Here is a 17,283-nt window from a genome sequence, read left to right as displayed (position 1 = left end):
AGAGATCCTCTCTCGGTTATTGCGCGGCGTCTTGCGCTATATCGTTGTCGGCGTTGAGTTCACGCACGGCGATATAACGTTCGCTGCGACGGGTGCGATCCAGCACCTGCCCTACCAGTTGACCACAGGCCGCATCGATGTCTTCACCACGGGTGGTGCGGACGGTTACGTTGAAGCCGGCATGATGAAGCTGATCCTGGAAACGACGAATGGCGTTGTTGCTCGGGCGCTCGTAACCGGAGTGCGGGAACGGGTTGAACGGGATCAGGTTGATCTTGCACGGGATGTTCTTGAGCAGCTCGATCATTTCCACGGCGTGCTCGACCTTGTCATTGATGTCTTTGAGCAAGGTGTATTCGATGGTCAGCACGCGCTTTTCGCCGAGATTCGACATGTAGCGCTGGCACGACTCGAGCAGCATCTTAAGCGGATACTTCTTGTTGATCGGCACCAATTGGTTACGCAATGCGTCATTCGGTGCGTGCAGGGACAACGCCAGGGAGACGTCGATGTGCTTGGAGAGCTCATCGATCATCGGCACCACGCCGGAGGTCGACAGGGTCACACGGCGCTTGGAAATGCCGTAGCCCAGGTCGTCCATCATCAGATGCATGGCCGCGACGACGTTGTCGAAGTTCAGCAGCGGCTCACCCATGCCCATCATCACCACGTTGGTGATGGCACGGTCGACGGTTGCCGGGACGCTGCCAAAGGATTTGTTGGCAATCCACACCTGGCCGATGACTTCGGCGGCGGTGAGGTTGCTGTTGAAGCCTTGCTTGCCGGTGGAGCAGAAACTGCAATCCAGGGCACAGCCTGCCTGGGAGGAAACGCACAAGGTGCCGCGTTTGCCCTGGGGAATGTACACAGTCTCGACGCAGCTGCCGGACGCCACGCGCACCACCCACTTGCGGGTGCCGTCGCTGGAGATGTCCTCGCTGACCACTTCCGGACCACGGACCTCAGCAACAGCCTTGAGCTTTTCGCGCAAGACCTTGCTGACGTTCGTCATGGCATCGAAATCATCGACACCAAAGTGGTGAATCCATTTCATTACCTGACCGGCACGGAAACGCTTCTCCCCGATTGAGTCGAAGAATTTTTCCATTTCCAGCTGAGTCAGACCCAGCAGGTTAGTTTTTACAGTCGATGTAGTCATGGATTCACCTTCACTCTTAAGCCAATGCTTAGCGAGTGGTTACTTCAGTAGCTGCGAAGAAGTACGAGATTTCGCGAGCGGCAGCGGCTTCGGAGTCCGAACCGTGTACGGCGTTGGCGTCGATGGAGTCAGCGAAGTCAGCACGGATGGTGCCGGCAGCAGCTTCTTTAGGGTTGGTAGCGCCCATCAGCTCACGGTTCAGAGCGATAGCGTTTTCGCCTTCCAGAACCTGAACGACAACCGGACCGGAGATCATGAAAGCAACCAGGTCACCGAAGAAACCACGAGCGCTGTGCTCAGCGTAGAAGCCTTCGGCTTCAGCTTTGGACAGTTGCTTCAGTTTCGAAGCTACAACGCGCAGGCCAGCTTTTTCGAAACGAGTGGTGATCTCGCCGATCACGTTTTTAGCAACGGCGTCAGGCTTGATGATGGAGAAAGTACGTTGAACAGCCATGGTGTAACTCCAGAAACGGTAATTTACGAAAAATTAAACCCGCGAATTATACGCGGGTTCTCGGGTATTGCCTAACTGAGTAAAGGCCGCGACGCCTGACCTTTGTAGGAGCTGCCGAAGGCTGCGATCTTTTAATCCAGATCCCACGCTTGAGATTCAAGTGGCGCTGGTAAAGATCGCAGCCTCGCTTCGCGAGTCAGCTCCTACTCGCGTTCTTCGATCCAGTGGGCCTGAATGGCCTCCAGGATCTTTTCGCCACAATGCTCAGGCATGTCGTCGAAATCGGGCAGTTCCATCACCCATTTACGCAGATCGACGAAGTTGACCGACATAGGGTCCACGTCGGGCTTGCTTTCAGCCAGCTGGATCGCGATCTCCAGCACATCAGTCCACTTGAGTTTCATGACAATTCCTTGAATCAGTGCGCTGCTTCGGCTGCGTGGTTGAGCGAGTACTTCGGAATTTCGACGGTCAGGTCTTCAGTCCCGACTTTGGCCTGACAGCCCAGGCGCGACTGAGCTTCCAGCCCCCAAGCCTTATCAAGGTAGTCCTCTTCCAGCTCGTCGGCCTCTTCCAGCGAGTCGAAACCTTCGCGAATCAGGCAGTGACAGGTGGTGCAGGCGCAGACGCCGCCACAGGCACTTTCCATCTCGATATGGTGCTCATGGGCCAGTTCGAGGATGGACGTACCGGTCTCAGCCTCCACGACCATGCCTTCAGGGCAAAACCTTTCGTGTGGCAGAAAAATGACCTGCGGCATCGTTATTCCTCAATCTCATTCAGGTTACGCCCCGCCAGCGCGGCTTTCACCGTCGAGTCCAGGCGGCGGGCAGCAAAGGCATCGGTCACTTGCGACAGACGCTTGGTCTGCTGCTCGATGGCATAACCATCGGTACCTTTCATCAGTTCGGTCAGTTCCTGCACCTGCAGGTCGATGACCATGCGCTCATCGGCGTCGAGCAGGCGCTCGCCATCGGCCTCCAGAGCAGCCTGCACCGCTTCGATCAGGCGCTGGGCGTCGACCTGCTGCTCGCGCAGTACGCGGGCAACCTTGTCGTCATTGGCGTGCTGGAACGAATCCTTGAGCATCCTGGCGATTTCGCCGTCGGTCAGACCGTAGGACGGCTTGACCTGGATGCAGGCCTCAACGCCCGAACCCAGTTCGCGGGCAGAAACACTGAGCAGACCGTCGGCATCGACCTGGAAGGTCACGCGAATCTTCGCCGCGCCAGCCACCATCGCCGGAATGCCGCGCAATTCGAAGCGCGCCAGGGAGCGACAGTCGCTGATCAGCTCGCGCTCGCCCTGCAATACGTGGATGGCCATGGCCGACTGGCCGTCTTTATAAGTAGTGAAGTCCTGGGCGCGGGCGACGGGGATGGTGGTGTTGCGCGGAATCACCTTCTCCATCAGGCCGCCCATGGTTTCCAGCCCCAGGGACAACGGAATCACGTCCAGCAGCAACAGTTCGCCGCCGTCTCGCTTGTTGCCAGCCAATGTATCGGCCTGGATCGCAGCACCGATGGCTACCACTTGATCCGGGTCGATTTCAGTCAGCGGCTGGCGACCGAAGGCCTCGGCGACGGCTTCGCGAACGCGAGGCACGCGAGTCGAACCACCGACCATGACCACGGCGTGCACGTCTTCCAGTTCGATAGCGGAATCACGCACCGCACGACGGCAGGCTTTCAGGCTGCGAGCAACCATCGGCTCGATCAGCGCATTGAAGGCTTCGCGGGTCAGCTCGGATTTCCAGTCGCCATGGGCAACTTCAACGGCCGTCGCATTGGTCAGGGCTTCCTTGGCCGCACAGGCGGTTTGCAGCAAGTTGCGTTGAGCACCCGGATCGAGGTCGGCGGACAGGCCAGCGCTCTCGATGATCCAGCCAGCGATCGCGTGGTCGAAGTCATCGCCACCCAGGGCGCTGTCGCCACCGGTAGCCAAGACTTCGAACACACCGCCGGTCAGGCGCAGAATCGAAATATCGAAGGTGCCGCCGCCCAGGTCGTAGATCGCGACCAGGCCTTCGGCGTGCTGGTCCAGACCGTAAGCCACGGCTGCCGCGGTCGGCTCATTGAGCAAACGCAGCACGTTCAGACCGGCCAGCTTGGCCGCATCCTTGGTGGCTTGACGCTGAGCGTCGTCGAAATAAGCCGGAACGGTGATGACCGCACCCACCAATTCACCACCCAGGGTCGCTTCGGCGCGTTGACGCAGAACCTTGAGGATGTCGGCGGACACCTCGACCGGGCTTTTAGGGCCCTGGATCGTCTCGATGAACGGCATGTGCGACTCGCCATCGACAAAGCGGTATGGCAACTGATCACCAAGCTGCTTGACGTCGGACAGACCACGACCCATCAAGCGCTTGACCGACAGCACGGTGTTCAACGGATCGGTGGCGGCGGCCAGCTTGGCGGATTCACCCACCTCGACGCGATCGGCGTGGTAGCGCACGGCAGACGGCAGGATGACCCGCCCTTCTGCGTCGGCAAGAGGCTCGGAAAGACCACTGCGCAATGCAGCGACCAGCGAATTGGTAGTGCCCAAGTCGATCCCCACAGCCAGACGTCGCTGGTGCGGTTGAGGACTTTGGCCGGGTTCGGCGATCTGCAGTAGGGCCATCGTTATCAGGACTTATCTGTATATCAGGCGTGCGACCGGAGCGGCACTGGGTTAATCGTCGAGGCGCTCTTCTAACTGGCGCACTTCGTAGGTGAGCTTGTCGAGGAACTGCATGCGCCGCATCAGGCGTTCGGCCTGTTCACGGTGCGCGGCATCGTTCCAGCAAGCTGCGAAGCTTTGGTTCAGTTCATCCTGGGCAGCCTTCAGGCGACGCTTGAAGACGGCAACGCCATTGAGATCGGCGCTGTCCTGCAGGTCTTCGAGCTCTTCGCGCAACTCCATCTGTTGCAGCAGAAACTCCGGATCATGCACCGTGACCTCCAGCGGCAGCTCGCCACCATTCAAGGCGAGCAGGTAACGCGCGCGCTTGGGTGGGTTCTTGAGCGTCTGGTAGGCCTCGTTGAGGCTCGCGGATTGCTCTAGCGCCAGCCGCTGCTCACGCTCGGAAGCGTCGGCAAAGCGGTCCGGATGAACACTGCGCGCCAACTCACGGTAGCGCGTAGCCAGCTGGTCGAGGTCCAGATCGAAACTCGGTTGCAGCTCAAATAAAGCGAAATGACAAGGAGTACCCACGACAAGCCTCAGATGTTGAAGCTTTCGCCGCAGCCACATTCACCGCGTACGTTGGGGTTGTTGAACTTGAAGCCTTCGTTCAACCCTTCCTTGACGAAATCGAGCTCGGTGCCGTCCAGGTAGGCCAGACTTTTCGGGTCGATGATCACTTTTTCGCCGTGACTTTCGAACACTTGGTCCTCTGCAACCACCTCGTCGACAAACTCCAGCACGTAGGCAAGGCCGGAACAGCCCGTGGTGCGAACACCCAGACGAATCCCTTCACCTTTGCCGCGCCCGTCGAGGGAGCGCCGCACGTGTCGAGCAGCCGCTTCTGTCATGCTGATAGCCATCGGTGACTCCTTACTCGTCGCCAAAAATCAGATCAAGCCTTTCTTCTGCTTGTAATCGCGAACAGCCGCCTTGATGGCGTCTTCAGCGAGTACCGAGCAGTGAATTTTCACTGGCGGCAAGGCCAGTTCTTCAGCCAGCTGGGTGTTCTTGATGGTTTCCGCTTCGTCCAGGGTCTTGCCCTTCATCCACTCGGTGGCGAGGGAGCTGGAAGCGATAGCCGAACCGCAGCCGTAGGTCTTGAACTTGGCATCTTCGATGATGCCGGCGTCGTTGACCTTGATCTGCAGGCGCATCACGTCGCCGCACGCCGGAGCGCCGACCATGCCGGTGCCGACATCAGGGTCTTCCGCGTCCATCTTGCCGACGTTGCGCGGGTTTTCGTAGTGGTCGATGACCTTTTCGCTGTAAGCCATGATTCTCAATCCTCACTCATCAGGGCCGCTCTTGAGACCCTGTAGTTACGCTGCGTTTACCACCGCGCTGCTACAGGACCTGTATCCGGCGGCTTCTTTGTTTAGTGTGCCGCCCACTCGATTTTCGAGATATCGACGCCGTCTTTGTACATGTCCCACAGCGGCGACAGAGCGCGCAGCTTGGTTACGGCCTCGCAGACTTTCTGCGCGGCGTAGTCGATTTCTTCTTCGGTGGTGAAACGGCCGAAGGTGAAGCGGATCGAGCTGTGTGCCAGTTCGTCGTTGCGGCCCAGGGCGCGCAGTACGTACGAAGGCTCCAGCGAAGCCGAGGTGCAGGCCGAACCGGACGAAACCGCCAGGTCCTTGAGCGCCATGATCAGCGACTCGCCTTCAACGTAGTTGAAGCTCAGGTTCAGGTTGTGCGGAACGCGGGCGGTCATGCTGCCGTTGACGTACAACTCTTCCAGGTGCTCGACCTGCTTGTAGAAGCGAACGCTCAACGCCTTGATGCGCGCGTTCTCGGCAGCCATGTCTTCCTTGGCTACGCGGAAAGCCTCACCCATGCCGACGATCTGGTGGGTCGCCAGGGTGCCGGAACGCATGCCGCGTTCGTGGCCGCCACCGTGCATGGTCGCTTCGATACGTACGCGCGGCTTGCGGCTTACGTACAGGGCGCCGATGCCTTTAGGACCGTAGGTCTTGTGGGCGGAGAACGACATCATGTCGACTTTCAGCTTCGAAAGGTCGATCTCGACCTTGCCGGTGGACTGAGCGGCGTCGACGTGGAACAGGATGCCCTTGGAACGGAGCAGTTCGCCGATCGCAGCGATGTCGTTGACGGTGCCGATTTCGTTGTTCACGTGCATGACCGAAACCAGGATGGTGTCGTCGCGCAGTTCGGCTTCGATCATCTCAGGGGTCACCAGGCCATCAGTACGAGGCTCGATGTAGGTCACTTCGAAACCTTCACGCTCAAGTTGGCGCATGGTGTCCAGGACAGCCTTGTGCTCGATCTTGGTGGTGATCAGGTGTTTGCCTTTGGTGGCATAGAAATGCGCCGCACCCTTGATTGCCAGGTTGTCGGATTCGGTGGCACCGGAGGTCCAGACGATTTCACGCGGGTCGGCGTTGACCAGGTCGGCAACCTGACGACGGGCGTTTTCGACGGACTCTTCGGCTTTCCAGCCGAACACGTGGGAACGGGACGCCGGGTTACCGAAGTTTCCGTCGACCAGCAGGCATTCACTCATTTTTTGCGCAACACGCGGATCAACCGGGGTGGTCGCAGAGTAATCAAGGTAAATCGGCAATTTCATGGACTATCTCCTAAATCAGGCTGGCTGGCGTGCCGCTAGCTCTTCGGCTGTCATTCGACGGCGGACGCTTCAATCTTGTCCAGGCGTGGCGCCTTGCTGTTGCAACGGCGCTGGTCCTGACGCTGGGCTACTTCTTGCACCTCACGGCGAGTTACAAGATCAGCCAAGCTGATACCGCTCAGAAATTCGTGAATCTGCAGGCTCAGATCGCACCACAAGTGGTGAGTCAGGCAAGTGTCGCCGGAATGGCAATCACCCTGCCCTTGGCATTTGGTTGCATCGACCGATTCGTTCACCGCATCGATCACCTGGGCGACCTGGATGCCCTGCATGTCGCGGGACAACTGGTAGCCGCCGCCCGGACCGCGCACGCTGGACACCAGGTTGCTGCGGCGCAGCTTGGCGAAAAGCTGTTCGAGGTAGGACAGGGAGATGCCTTGGCGCTCGGAGATATCGGCCAGGGACACGGGCCCGTGCTGCGCGTGCAACGCCAGATCGAGCATGGCGGTCACGGCGTATCGGCCTTTTGTAGTCAGTCGCATGGACAATTACCACGGAGTTCGGAATGAGGCGAGTATGCAATTCCCGAGTATTTAAGTCAACTATTAGACCTAGTACTTTAGTCAGGTTTACCCGCAAAAGAGCGGGCGCATCATAGCAGGGTCTGCGGCCTAATGGCACACCGGTCAGCGCTCTGCCATTACCTGATTGCGACCCGTAGGAGCTGCTGCGGGCTGCGATCTTTTGATCTTCGCCCCTAAAAGAGCAAAATCAAAAGATCGCAGCCTGCGGCAGCTCCTACGCCTGGCTCTGATCCTTGTCCTTCACACACGCGAAGTCTTCTTCACGCAGCTCAGGCAGATCTTTCGCACAGTAATTGCTGCCCAGATCCTTCAATGCCCCGCACATCCCCTCCAGACGCCCATCGACCGCCTGCAGGTGATCGAGCAATTGGTTAATGGCGCGAGCCACCGGGTCAGGCATGTCTTCAGTCACACCGTAGGCATCAAAACCGATCTTCTCGGCCATGGCCTTGCGTTTGGCGTCCTGCTCTTCGTCGGGCTTGACGATGATCCGCCCCGGAATACCCACCACAGTGGCGCCCGGTGGCACTTCCTTGGTCACGACCGCATTGGAACCCACCTTGGCCCCGGCACCGACAGTGAACGGGCCGAGCACCTTCGCGCCCGCCCCGACCACCACGCCATCACCCAAGGTCGGGTGTCGCTTGCCCGTGTTCCAGCTGGTACCACCGAGAGTCACGCCCTGATAAATAGTCACGTCATCGCCAATCTCGGCGGTTTCACCGATGACGATGCCCATGCCATGGTCAATGAAGAAACGACGACCGACCTTGGCACCCGGATGAATCTCGATCCCGGTCAGCCAGCGACCGAAGTTCGACACCAGCCGCGCCAGCCACTTCAGGTCAGCGCGCCACAGCATCGCCGACAAACGGTGAATCCAGATGGCATGCATGCCGGGGTAGCAGGTCAGGACTTCAAAAGCGTTACGCGCCGCCGGGTCTCGGTGGAATACGCTCTGGATATCTTCACGCAAACGCTCGAACATCATTAATCCTTCCGCTTAAGGAGCTCACCACGGGCCGCTTTCTGGGTTTCCGTGAGGATGCCACGCAAAATATTCATTTCCGCCCGACTGACCGAGCTGCGTCCGTACAACCGGCGCAGGCGCGCCATCAAGTGCCGTGGCTTTTCCGGATCGAGGAATTCGATGGCCACCAGGGTCTGCTCCAGGTGCTCATAGAATCGCTCCAGCTCGTCCATGGTCGCAAGCTCAGCGCTTTTGACCGAAGCCACTTCTTCCTTCTCGACCTTGCTCGGCTGACCTTGGGCCGCCAGCCAGGACATGCGCACTTCATAACCCAATACCTGCACCGCCGCCCCAAGGTTCAGCGAACTGAACTCAGGGTCTGATGGGATGTGCACATGATAATGACATCGCTGCAGCTCTTCGTTGGTCAGGCCGGAATCTTCACGACCGAACACCAGGGCGATTTCCGCGCCCTGCCCGGCTTCCTCGACCACCTTCGTTCCGCATTCGCGGGGATCGAGCAGCGGCCAGGGAATGCGCCGGTCGCGGGCGCTGGTGCCGAGCACCAGGTTGCAGCCGACCAGGGCATCTTCCAAGGTGGCGACGACTTGCGCGTTTTCAAGGATGTCACCGGCACCGGAGGCACGGGCATCGGCCTCGTGATGCGGGAACACACGAGGCTCGACCAGCACCAGCCGCGACAGCCCCATGTTCTTCATGGCACGCGCAGCCCCGCCGATATTGCCCGGATGGCTGGTATTGACCAGAACGACACGAATGTTTTGCAGCAAGGGAGGCGCTCTCGAACACAATAATCGGGAGCAGAATCTTACAGCGCTAGCTACCGTTAAGCCATGAAAGCGAACGTCGTCCTTCTCCTGTAGAAACTTTCTGATAGAATGCCCGGCTTTCTTTAACAACCTTAGGTGACACATCCATGCAGCCCATGCTGAATATCGCGCTGCGCGCCGCCCGCAGCGCCAGTGAATTGATCTTCCGCTCCATCGAGCGCCTGGATACCATCAAGGTCGACGAAAAAGACGCCAAGGATTACGTATCCGAGGTGGATCGCGCCGCCGAACAGAAAATCATCGACGCCCTGCGCAAGGCCTACCCGAATCACTCGATCCTGGGTGAAGAGACCGGCATGCACGCTGGCTCCGGCATCGAAGGCGAAGAGTACCTGTGGATCATCGATCCACTGGACGGCACCACCAACTTCCTGCGCGGCATTCCTCATTTCGCTGTCAGCATCGCCTGCAAATACCGCGGTCGCCTGGAACACGCTGTTGTTCTGGACCCGGTTCGCCAGGAAGAATTCACCGCCAGCCGTGGTCGCGGCGCTCAACTGAACGGTCGTCGCCTGCGCGTCAGCGGCCGCACCAGCCTGGACGGCGCCCTGCTGGGTACCGGCTTCCCGTTCCGTGACGACCAGATGGACAACCTCGACAACTACCTGGGCATGTTCCGCGCCCTGGTTGGCCAGACCGCCGGCATCCGCCGCGCAGGTTCGGCGAGCCTGGACCTGGCCTACGTGGCCGCCGGCCGTTTCGACGCCTTCTGGGAGTCGGGCCTGTCCGAGTGGGACATGGCTGCAGGCGCCCTGCTGATCCAGGAAGCCGGCGGTTTGGTGAGCGACTTCACCGGCGGTCACGACTTCCTTGAGAAAGGCCACGTCGTTGCCGGCAACACCAAGTGCTTCAAGGCAGTTTTGACGGCGATCCAGCCGCACCTGCCGGCCTCGCTGAAGCGCTAAGCTTCCAGCGACAGAAAAAGCACCCTGCAGGGTGCTTTTTTTATGCCTGGAATTTGCCCTTCAAAACACCACAACCCCAATGTGGGAGCGGGCTTGCTCCAGGCGGCGTTCCGACGAAAGCGGTGTGTCATTCAACAAAAATGTTGGCTGATACTCCCTCTTCGCGAGCAAGCCCGCTCCCACAGGGGATTGGCGGTGATGCTTGAATCACAGGCACAAAAAAAGCACCCCGCAGGGTGCTTCTTTTTTATCCAGAGTCAGCAGATCACTGAGCCGCCTGATTCTCCGACAAGATCAACTTGCCTTCCTTATCCACCGGAATCTGGTTGCCTGGATCACGATCCATGCGCACCTTGCCTTCCTTGCCGTCCAGCGAATACCGCACGTCGTAACCTACAACCTTGTCACTGATGTCGTTGACCGTGTTACAGCGGGTCTGGGTCGTGGTGTAGGTGTCACGCTCTTGCATGCCTTCCTGCACCTTGTTGCCGGCGTAACCACCACCGACAGCACCTGCGACCGTGGCGATCTTCTTACCGGTGCCGCCACCGATCTGGTTACCCAGCAAACCACCTGCCAATGCACCGACCACCGTACCGGCGATCTGATGTTGATCTTTCACCGGCGCCTGCCGGGTGACCGCTACATCCTTGCACACTTCACGTGGAGTCTTGATTTGTGTCTTGACCGGCTCAACGGCGAGTACTTGTGCGTACTCCGGGCCGCTTTTAACCAGGCTGTAGGTGGCCACAGCACCCCCGGCAGTTACACCGACAGCACCCAGTACAGCACCAACCAGCATCGACTTGTTCACATGAACCTCCTGGACCATCACATGCGGAACGTGTCCGCGCTTCTCCCTGCCTTGGAGCACAAAAAAAGGCGCGAGTTCAACTCGCGCCTTTTTTGGACTACATCGCTTAAGGTTTTTCCCTCAAGGGCGGTCGTCGACTTCCTTCTCGGTATTGACCGGAGGAATCAGGTCTTCCGTGCTCAGGTTCAGCCAGATCAGCACCACGTTGGCGATGTAGATCGACGAGTAAGTACCCGCCAGAACACCGATGAACAGGGCGATGGAGAAGCCGAACAGGTTGTCGCCACCGAAGAACAGCAGGGCCGCGATCGCCAGCAAGGTGGAGATCGAAGTCGCCATGGTCCGCAGCAGGGTTTGCGTGGTCGAGATGTTGATGTTCTCGATCAGGCTGGCCTTGCGCAGCACACGGAAGTTCTCGCGAACCCGGTCGAATACCACGATGGTGTCGTTGAGCGAGTAACCGATGATCGCCAGTACCGCCGCCAGCACCGTCAAATCGAAGGTGATCTGGAAGAACGACAGGATACCGATGGTCACGATCACGTCGTGGATCAAGGACACGATCGCACCGACCGCGAACTTCCACTGAAAGCGGAAAGCCAGGTAGATCAGGATCCCGCCCAGCGCCATCAGCATGCCGAGGCCGCCCTGGTCGCGCAGCTCTTCACCCACCTGCGGGCCGACGAATTCGACACGCTTGACCGTCGCCGGGTTCTCGCCACCGACCTTCTGCAAGGCCTCGGCAACCTGGTGACCCAGTTGCGGGTCTTCGCCAGGCATACGCACCAGCAGGTCGGTGGTTGCACCGAAGTTCTGCACGATGGCGTCGTTATAACCGGCGCTCACCAGCTGCTCACGCACCTTGGTAACGTCAGCCGGACGCTCGTAGGTCAGCTCGATGAGCGTACCGCCGGTGAAGTCCAGGCCCCAGTTCATGCCCTTGGTAGCGACACTGAACAACGCCAGTGCGGTAAGGAACAATGTGACGCCGAACGCGAAGTTGCGAACGCCCATGAAGTTGATTGTACGTAACATGGCAGCCCCTTAAATCCACAACTTCTTGAAGTCACGACCGCCGAAGATCAGGTTGACCATCGCGCGGGTCACCATGATGGCCGTGAACATCGAGGTAAAGATCCCGAGGGACATGGTCACTGCGAAGCCCTTGACCGGGCCGGTGCCCATGGCAAAGAGGATGCCGCCGACCAGCAAGGTGGTCAGGTTGGCGTCGAGAATCGCGGTGAATGCCCGGCCGAAGCCTTCGTTGATTGCACGCTGCACGGTCATGCCGGCGGCGATCTCTTCACGGATCCGCGAGAAGATCAGCACGTTGGCGTCGACCGCCATACCCATGGTCAATACGATACCGGCGATACCCGGCAGGGTCAGCGTTGCACCCAGCAGCGACATCAGGGCCAGCAGCATCACCATGTTCACCGTCAGCGCGACGGTGGCGATGAGGCCGAAGAAGCGGTAGATGGCCATGATGAACAGCGAGACGAACAGCATGCCCCACAGCGATGCATCGATACCCTTGGTGATGTTGTCGGCACCCAGGCTCGGGCCGATGGTGCGCTCTTCAGCGAAGTACATCGGAGCGGCCAGACCACCGGCACGCAGCAGCAGCGCCAGTTCGGACGATTCGCCCTGGCCGTTCAGGCCGGTGATGCGGAACTGCGCGCCCAGCGGCGACTGAATGGTCGCCAGGCTGATGATCTTCTTCTCTTCCTTGAACGTCTGCACCGGCACGTCTTTCTCGACGCCGTTGACCACTTGCTTGACGTAAGTGGTAACCGGACGCTGCTCGATGAAGATCACCGCCATGCTGCGGCCCACGTTCGAACGGGTCGCACGGTTCATCAGCTCGCCGCCGTGACCGTCCAGACGAATGTTCACTTCCGGAGTGCCCTGCTCACCGAAACCGGCCTTGGCGTCAGTTACCTGGTCACCGGTGATGATCAGGCCACGCTCGATCAGTGCCGGAGGACGGTTGCCCTCACGGAACTCGAAGGATTCGGAAGTGGCTTTCGAAGCGCCAGGCTCAGCGGCCAGACGGAACTCGAGGTTGGCCGTCTTGCCGAGGATACGCTTGGCTTCGGCGGTGTCCTGCACGCCCGGCAGCTCAACCACGATGCGGTTGGCGCCCTGACGCTGGACGATCGGTTCGGCAACACCCAGCTCGTTGACGCGGTTACGTACCGTGGTCAAGTTCTGCTTGATGGAGTATTCGCGGATTTCCGCCAGCTTGGCCGGGGTCATCGCCAGACGCAGCACCGGTTGACCATTGAGGTCGGCCGGAACAATGTCGAAATCGTTGAAGTTCTTGCGGATCAGCGTACGGGCCTGTTCGCGAGCTGCTTCATCAGCAAAGCCCAACTGAATGGCACCGCCCAGTTGCGGCAGGCTGCGATAGCGCAGTTTCTCTTTACGCAACAGGCTCTTGACGTCGCCTTCGTAGACTTTCAGGCGCGCGTCGAGGGCTTTGTCCATGTCCACTTCCAGCAGGAAGTGCACACCACCGGACAAGTCCAGACCCAGCTTCATCGGGTGCGCAGCGAGGTTGCGCAGCCATTGCGGGGTGGTTTGTGCCAGGTTCAGTGCGACGACGTAGTCATCACCCAATGCCTTGCGCACGACGTCTTTGGCCGGCAGCTGGTCTTCAGCCTTGGTCAGGCGAATCAGACCGCCCTTGCCGCCCTCTGCCAGGGTGGCAGCCTTGACGTTGATCCCGGATTCCTTGAGCGCAGCACTCACGCGATCCAGATCAGCCTGATTGACCTGCAGCGCAGTGCTTGCACCGCTGACCTGAATGGCCGGGTCATCAGGATAAAGATTGGGAGCGGAATAAATCAGACCGACCGCCAGCACCGCCAGGATCAGAATGTATTTCCACAGAGGATATTTGTTCAGCATCACGCCGCCCGTTTATGACGCGGGGCGCCTTGCGCGCCCCGTCGATTGAAAATGAAGTTGAAACTTAGATCGCTTTGAGCGTGCCTTTTGGCAGCGTGGCGGCGATGGCGCCTTTCTGGAACTTCATTTCGACGGTGTCGGAAACTTCCAGAACGACGAAATCGTCGGCCACTTTAGTGATCTTGCCGGCGATGCCGCCGGTGGTCACAACTTCGTCGCCTTTCTGCAGGCTGCTCAGCAGGTTTTTCTGCTCTTTGGCGCGTTTGGCCTGTGGACGCCAGATCATCAGGTAGAAGATGACCAGGAAACCGACCAGGAAAATCCACTCGAAACCGCCGCCCATTGGGCCGGCAGCAGGTGCAGCGGCGTCAGCCATGGCATTAGAGATAAAAAAGCTCATTTAGCACTCCAGTTGCAAATGTTGAATCTTGGGGTCAGTAAACTCAGTCCAAAGGCGGAACAGGCAACCCGCGTTTGGCGTAGAAGGCATCGACAAAGGCGGCCAATGTACCCTGTTGAATAGCCTCGCGCAAACCAGCCATAAGCACTTGATAATGGCGCAAGTTATGGATGGTATTGAGCATGCTCCCCAGCATTTCGCCGCACTTGTCCAGGTGATGCAGATAAGCGCGGGAGAAGTTCTGGCAGGTATAGCAATCGCAGGTCGGATCGAGCGGCGAATCATCATGGCGATGGAACGCGTTTCGGATCTTCAGCACGCCGGTATCGATGAACAGATGCCCATTGCGGGCATTACGGGTTGGCATCACGCAATCGAACATGTCCACACCGCGGCGCACACCCTCAACCAAGTCTTCCGGTTTGCCAACGCCCATAAGGTAACGAGGTTTGTCAGCCGGCATCATGCCCGGCAGGTAATCCAGCACCTTGATCATCTCGTGCTTCGGCTCGCCTACCGACAGACCGCCGATGGCCAGGCCGTCGAAGCCGATCTGGTCGAGGCCTTCCAGGGAGCGCATGCGCAGGTCCTGGTGCATACCGCCCTGAACGATGCCGAACAGCGCCGCCGTGTTGTCGCCATGGGCTTCTTTCGAACGCTTGGCCCAACGCAGGGACAACTCCATGGAAATACGGGCAACGTCTTCGTCGGCCGGGTACGGCGTGCATTCGTCGAAAATCATCACGATGTCGGAGCCCAGGTCACGCTGGACCTGCATCGACTCTTCCGGGCCCATGAACACCTTGGCGCCGTCGACCGGGGAAGCGAAGGTCACGCCCTCCTCCTTGATCTTGCGCATGGCGCCCAGGCTGAACACCTGGAAACCGCCGGAGTCGGTCAGAATCGGGCCTTTCCACTGCATGAAATCGTGCAGGTCGCCGTGCTTCTTGATCACTTCCGTGCCCGGGCGCAGCCACAGGTGGAAAGTGTTGCCCAGAATGATTTCAGCGCCAGTCGCCTCGATATCCCGTGGCAGCATGCCCTTGACCGTGCCGTAGGTGCCCACCGGCATGAAAGCCGGGGTCTCGACGGTACCGCGCGGGAAGGTCAAACGACCGCGACGAGCCTTGCCATCAGTGGCCAGCAGCTCGAAAGACATACGACAGGTGCGACTCATACTGTTTCCTCTGGGCCCGATTCTTTAGGGGCAGTCGGCGCAGGATTACGCGTGATGAACATCGCATCACCGTAGCTGAAAAAGCGGTAACCGTTGTCCACGGCAGCCTTGTAGGCAGCCATGGTTTCGGGATAACCGGCGAACGCCGAAACCAGCATCAACAGCGTGGATTCGGGCAAATGGAAGTTGGTGACCAGGGCATCGACCACATGAAACGGCCGGCCCGGGAAGATGAAAATGTCGGTGTCGCCGCTGAACGGCTTGAGCACGCCATCGCGGGCGGCGCTTTCCAGGGAACGCACACTAGTAGTCCCCACCGCCACCACGCGACCACCGCGAGCACGGCAGGCGGCAACGGCATCGACCACGTCCTGGCCGACTTCCAGCCATTCGCTGTGCATGTGGTGGTCTTCGAGCTTCTCCACCCGCACCGGCTGGAACGTGCCAGCGCCGACGTGCAGGGTCACGAACGCGGTCTCGACGCCCTTGGCGGCAATCGCCTCCATCAGCACCTGATCGAAATGCAGCCCCGCCGTCGGCGCCGCCACCGCGCCCAAACGCTCGGCGTAGACAGTCTGGTAACGCTCGCGGTCGGCGCCTTCATCCGGGCGGTCTATATAAGGAGGCAGCGGCATGTGCCCGACGCGGTCGAGCAGCGGCAACACCTCCTCAGTGAACCCCAGCTCGAACAACGCATCGTGCCGCGCCAGCATCTCGGCCTCGCCACCGCCGTCGATGAGGATCTTCGACCCCGGCTTGGGCGACTTGCTGGAACGCACATGGGCCAGCACGCGATGACTGTCGAGCACCCGCTCCACCAGGATTTCCAGCTTGCCGCCGGAAGCCTTCTGGCCAAACAGCCGCGCCGGAATCACCCGGGTATTGTTGAACACCATCAAGTCGCCGGGGCGCAAATGCTCCAGCAAATCAGTGAATTGACGGTGTGCCAGGGCGCCGCTGACCCCATCCAGGGTCAACAGGCGACTATTGCGCCGCTCGGCCAGCGGATGGCGGGCGATCAGCGAATCAGGGAGCTCGAAGGTAAAGTCAGCAACGCGCATGATGGGGTTCGTCTAGCAGGGCCGGGAAGTCTAGCGGAAATATCAAAAATTCTCCATGTACCTGATTGACCAGCGGTTATCTCATCTCTATACTTCGCCGCCATTGAGCCCTGATGGCGGAATTGGTAGACGCGGCGGATTCAAAATCCGTTTTCGAAAGGAGTGGGAGTTCGAGTCTCCCTCGGGGCACCAAAATTAAGAAAGGTCTTGCTTTGCAAGGCCTTTTTTTTCGTCTGTAGAAAAGCACCTGACACCCCACCGACAACGCCCTGACAACGCGCTGCCCCGTAGGAGCTGCCGAAGGCTGCGATCTTTTGATCTTGCTTCTCTTCTGCCCTTCTCGCCGGAAGAACATTTCACAAGGATTCCCCCCATGGAATTGCACCTGGAAACCGTCGCCCTCTTCTCCCTCAAACTGGCTTATGAATCGGAAGATTCAAGCCCGATTTTGCGTGACGATCTGGTGATGGGTGATTACCAGCGGGATGTGTTTGAGTTGCTGGTGCGGCGGGGGGATGCTGAGACGATTCAGTTGAAGGTGGAAGAGTGCGTGAGATTGGCGCTGGGAGCTATCGGCGGTGCGGATAAACCGCTAGGCCGCGAGCTGAGCAAGCTAGCGCTTGAATTTGGCAAGGCCCAGACGATAGAGCAACTTTATGCACCGCTTATCACGCTTAAGGATTACTTGAAAGATATCCTTTGATTAACGGGCTCATGAGCGAGGGGAGCAGGAGT

20 protein-coding genes and 1 tRNA gene are annotated in these 17,283 nt (G+C 59.2%); 3 read left to right on the top strand and 18 right to left on the bottom strand.

The features are described 5' to 3' along the window. Nucleotides 1-16: 16 nt before the first annotated feature. From rlmN to trmJ, 12 genes are all read right to left on the bottom strand, one after another. The gene (gene rlmN, locus AC3IP0_RS04930; protein ID WP_489318475.1) at nt 17-1,159 is read right to left on the bottom strand and encodes a dual-specificity RNA methyltransferase RlmN; all 1,143 of its coding nucleotides are present in this window, start codon (nt 1,157-1,159) and stop codon (nt 17-19) included. Between the two features lie 28 nt (nt 1,160-1,187). Further along, nucleotides 1,188-1,613: a nucleoside-diphosphate kinase gene (gene ndk, locus AC3IP0_RS04925; protein WP_007916882.1), complete on the bottom strand. Its 426-nt coding sequence runs from the start codon at nt 1,611-1,613 to the stop codon at nt 1,188-1,190. Between the two features lie 203 nt (nt 1,614-1,816). Then, nucleotides 1,817-2,017 carry a Fe-S cluster assembly protein IscX gene (gene iscX, locus AC3IP0_RS04920; protein WP_056721260.1) on the bottom strand — a complete coding sequence of 67 codons (201 nt, stop codon included), beginning with the start codon at nt 2,015-2,017 and terminating at the stop codon, nt 1,817-1,819. 14 nt (nt 2,018-2,031) lie between these two features. Continuing rightward, nucleotides 2,032-2,373, bottom strand: a complete 342-nt coding sequence (fdx, locus tag AC3IP0_RS04915; protein ID WP_057398567.1) for an ISC system 2Fe-2S type ferredoxin — start codon at nt 2,371-2,373, stop codon at nt 2,032-2,034. Nucleotides 2,374-2,375: 2 nt separating this feature from the next. After that, a complete protein-coding gene (hscA, locus tag AC3IP0_RS04910; RefSeq protein ID WP_489326772.1) occupies nt 2,376-4,238 on the bottom strand; it encodes a Fe-S protein assembly chaperone HscA in 1,863 nt (620 codons plus the stop codon). Between the two features lie 51 nt (nt 4,239-4,289). After that, on the bottom strand, nt 4,290-4,811 hold the full coding sequence (hscB, locus tag AC3IP0_RS04905) for a co-chaperone HscB (RefSeq protein ID WP_150726788.1): 522 nt from the start codon (nt 4,809-4,811) through the stop codon (nt 4,290-4,292). Between the two features lie 8 nt (nt 4,812-4,819). Further along, nucleotides 4,820-5,143 (bottom strand): iron-sulfur cluster assembly protein IscA, encoded by a 324-nt coding sequence (gene iscA, locus AC3IP0_RS04900; protein WP_003227904.1) that lies wholly within the window; start codon nt 5,141-5,143, stop codon nt 4,820-4,822. A gap of 27 nt (nt 5,144-5,170) precedes the next feature. After that, nucleotides 5,171-5,557 carry a Fe-S cluster assembly scaffold IscU gene (iscU, locus tag AC3IP0_RS04895; RefSeq protein ID WP_007974006.1) on the bottom strand — a complete coding sequence of 129 codons (387 nt, stop codon included), beginning with the start codon at nt 5,555-5,557 and terminating at the stop codon, nt 5,171-5,173. Between the two features lie 101 nt (nt 5,558-5,658). Further along, nucleotides 5,659-6,873 carry an IscS subfamily cysteine desulfurase gene (locus AC3IP0_RS04890; protein ID WP_489326770.1) on the bottom strand — a complete coding sequence of 405 codons (1,215 nt, stop codon included), beginning with the start codon at nt 6,871-6,873 and terminating at the stop codon, nt 5,659-5,661. Nucleotides 6,874-6,923: 50 nt separating this feature from the next. After that, on the bottom strand, nt 6,924-7,415 hold the full coding sequence (gene iscR / locus AC3IP0_RS04885; protein WP_003227911.1) for a Fe-S cluster assembly transcriptional regulator IscR: 492 nt from the start codon (nt 7,413-7,415) through the stop codon (nt 6,924-6,926). A gap of 256 nt (nt 7,416-7,671) precedes the next feature. Next, nucleotides 7,672-8,445 (bottom strand): serine O-acetyltransferase, encoded by a 774-nt coding sequence (cysE, locus tag AC3IP0_RS04880; RefSeq protein ID WP_489326768.1) that lies wholly within the window; start codon nt 8,443-8,445, stop codon nt 7,672-7,674. A gap of 2 nt (nt 8,446-8,447) precedes the next feature. Beyond that, nucleotides 8,448-9,218: a tRNA (cytosine(32)/uridine(32)-2'-O)-methyltransferase TrmJ gene (gene trmJ / locus AC3IP0_RS04875; protein ID WP_008053257.1), complete on the bottom strand. Its 771-nt coding sequence runs from the start codon at nt 9,216-9,218 to the stop codon at nt 8,448-8,450. Between the two features lie 146 nt (nt 9,219-9,364). On the opposite strand from trmJ, the gene suhB reads away from it, so the two are divergent. Then, nucleotides 9,365-10,183: a type III secretion system regulator SuhB gene (gene suhB / locus AC3IP0_RS04870; protein ID WP_008057724.1), complete on the top strand. Its 819-nt coding sequence runs from the start codon at nt 9,365-9,367 to the stop codon at nt 10,181-10,183. Between the two features lie 265 nt (nt 10,184-10,448). Here the strand turns inward: suhB and AC3IP0_RS04865 are convergent, their stop codons facing one another. The 6 genes from AC3IP0_RS04865 to queA all read right to left on the bottom strand — a co-directional run bounded on the left by AC3IP0_RS04865 (nt 10,449) and on the right by queA (nt 16,548). After that, nucleotides 10,449-10,997 (bottom strand): glycine zipper 2TM domain-containing protein, encoded by a 549-nt coding sequence (locus AC3IP0_RS04865; RefSeq protein ID WP_150728289.1) that lies wholly within the window; start codon nt 10,995-10,997, stop codon nt 10,449-10,451. 120 nt (nt 10,998-11,117) lie between these two features. Next, on the bottom strand, nt 11,118-12,032 hold the full coding sequence (gene secF / locus AC3IP0_RS04860; RefSeq protein WP_489318471.1) for a protein translocase subunit SecF: 915 nt from the start codon (nt 12,030-12,032) through the stop codon (nt 11,118-11,120). Nucleotides 12,033-12,041: 9 nt separating this feature from the next. Next, nucleotides 12,042-13,910 carry a protein translocase subunit SecD gene (gene secD / locus AC3IP0_RS04855; protein WP_489326766.1) on the bottom strand — a complete coding sequence of 623 codons (1,869 nt, stop codon included), beginning with the start codon at nt 13,908-13,910 and terminating at the stop codon, nt 12,042-12,044. Nucleotides 13,911-13,974: 64 nt separating this feature from the next. Further along, nucleotides 13,975-14,310 carry a preprotein translocase subunit YajC gene (gene yajC, locus AC3IP0_RS04850; protein WP_007982729.1) on the bottom strand — a complete coding sequence of 112 codons (336 nt, stop codon included), beginning with the start codon at nt 14,308-14,310 and terminating at the stop codon, nt 13,975-13,977. Nucleotides 14,311-14,353: 43 nt separating this feature from the next. After that, on the bottom strand, nt 14,354-15,469 hold the full coding sequence (gene tgt / locus AC3IP0_RS04845) for a tRNA guanosine(34) transglycosylase Tgt (protein WP_191624894.1): 1,116 nt from the start codon (nt 15,467-15,469) through the stop codon (nt 14,354-14,356). Between the two features lie 14 nt (nt 15,470-15,483). After that, nucleotides 15,484-16,548: a tRNA preQ1(34) S-adenosylmethionine ribosyltransferase-isomerase QueA gene (gene queA / locus AC3IP0_RS04840; protein ID WP_223516000.1), complete on the bottom strand. Its 1,065-nt coding sequence runs from the start codon at nt 16,546-16,548 to the stop codon at nt 15,484-15,486. 107 nt (nt 16,549-16,655) lie between these two features. On the opposite strand from queA, the gene AC3IP0_RS04835 reads away from it, so the two are divergent. Both AC3IP0_RS04835 and AC3IP0_RS04830 read left to right on the top strand, forming a co-directional pair. Further along, nucleotides 16,656-16,740: transfer RNA gene (locus AC3IP0_RS04835), tRNA-Leu, on the top strand. A gap of 181 nt (nt 16,741-16,921) precedes the next feature. After that, nucleotides 16,922-17,251, top strand: coding sequence for a hypothetical protein (locus AC3IP0_RS04830; RefSeq protein ID WP_489326764.1), 330 nt, complete (start codon nt 16,922-16,924; stop codon nt 17,249-17,251). Nucleotides 17,252-17,283: the final 32 nt, after the last annotated feature.

The sequence above is a fragment of the Pseudomonas sp. GL_103 genome (assembly GCF_057835175.1).
Note: the sequence above shows the minus strand (reverse complement) of the source record. Positions and strands in the feature narration are given on the sequence as shown.

What these genes read in the sequence shown, in the direction of transcription:
- rlmN (WP_489318475.1), bottom strand. Translation starts at nt 1,159, where the DNA reads ATGACTACATCGACTGTAAAAACTAACCTGCTGGGTCTGACTCAGCTG.
- ndk (WP_007916882.1), bottom strand. Translation starts at nt 1,613, where the DNA reads ATGGCTGTTCAACGTACTTTCTCCATCATCAAGCCTGACGCCGTTGCT.
- iscX (WP_056721260.1), bottom strand. Translation starts at nt 2,017, where the DNA reads ATGAAACTCAAGTGGACTGATGTGCTGGAGATCGCGATCCAGCTGGCT.
- fdx (WP_057398567.1), bottom strand. Translation starts at nt 2,373, where the DNA reads ATGCCGCAGGTCATTTTTCTGCCACACGAAAGGTTTTGCCCTGAAGGC.
- hscA (WP_489326772.1), bottom strand. Translation starts at nt 4,238, where the DNA reads ATGGCCCTACTGCAGATCGCCGAACCCGGCCAAAGTCCTCAACCGCAC.
- iscA (WP_003227904.1), bottom strand. Translation starts at nt 5,143, where the DNA reads ATGGCTATCAGCATGACAGAAGCGGCTGCTCGACACGTGCGGCGCTCC.
- iscU (WP_007974006.1), bottom strand. Translation starts at nt 5,557, where the DNA reads ATGGCTTACAGCGAAAAGGTCATCGACCACTACGAAAACCCGCGCAAC.
- AC3IP0_RS04890 (WP_489326770.1), bottom strand. Translation starts at nt 6,873, where the DNA reads ATGAAATTGCCGATTTACCTTGATTACTCTGCGACCACCCCGGTTGAT.
- iscR (WP_003227911.1), bottom strand. Translation starts at nt 7,415, where the DNA reads ATGCGACTGACTACAAAAGGCCGATACGCCGTGACCGCCATGCTCGAT.
- cysE (WP_489326768.1), bottom strand. Translation starts at nt 8,445, where the DNA reads ATGTTCGAGCGTTTGCGTGAAGATATCCAGAGCGTATTCCACCGAGAC.
- suhB (WP_008057724.1), top strand. Translation starts at nt 9,365, where the DNA reads ATGCAGCCCATGCTGAATATCGCGCTGCGCGCCGCCCGCAGCGCCAGT.
- secF (WP_489318471.1), bottom strand. Translation starts at nt 12,032, where the DNA reads ATGTTACGTACAATCAACTTCATGGGCGTTCGCAACTTCGCGTTCGGC.
- secD (WP_489326766.1), bottom strand. Translation starts at nt 13,910, where the DNA reads ATGCTGAACAAATATCCTCTGTGGAAATACATTCTGATCCTGGCGGTG.
- yajC (WP_007982729.1), bottom strand. Translation starts at nt 14,310, where the DNA reads ATGAGCTTTTTTATCTCTAATGCCATGGCTGACGCCGCTGCACCTGCT.
- tgt (WP_191624894.1), bottom strand. Translation starts at nt 15,469, where the DNA reads ATGTCTTTCGAGCTGCTGGCCACTGATGGCAAGGCTCGTCGCGGTCGT.
- queA (WP_223516000.1), bottom strand. Translation starts at nt 16,548, where the DNA reads ATGCGCGTTGCTGACTTTACCTTCGAGCTCCCTGATTCGCTGATCGCC.
- AC3IP0_RS04830 (WP_489326764.1), top strand. Translation starts at nt 16,922, where the DNA reads ATGGAATTGCACCTGGAAACCGTCGCCCTCTTCTCCCTCAAACTGGCT.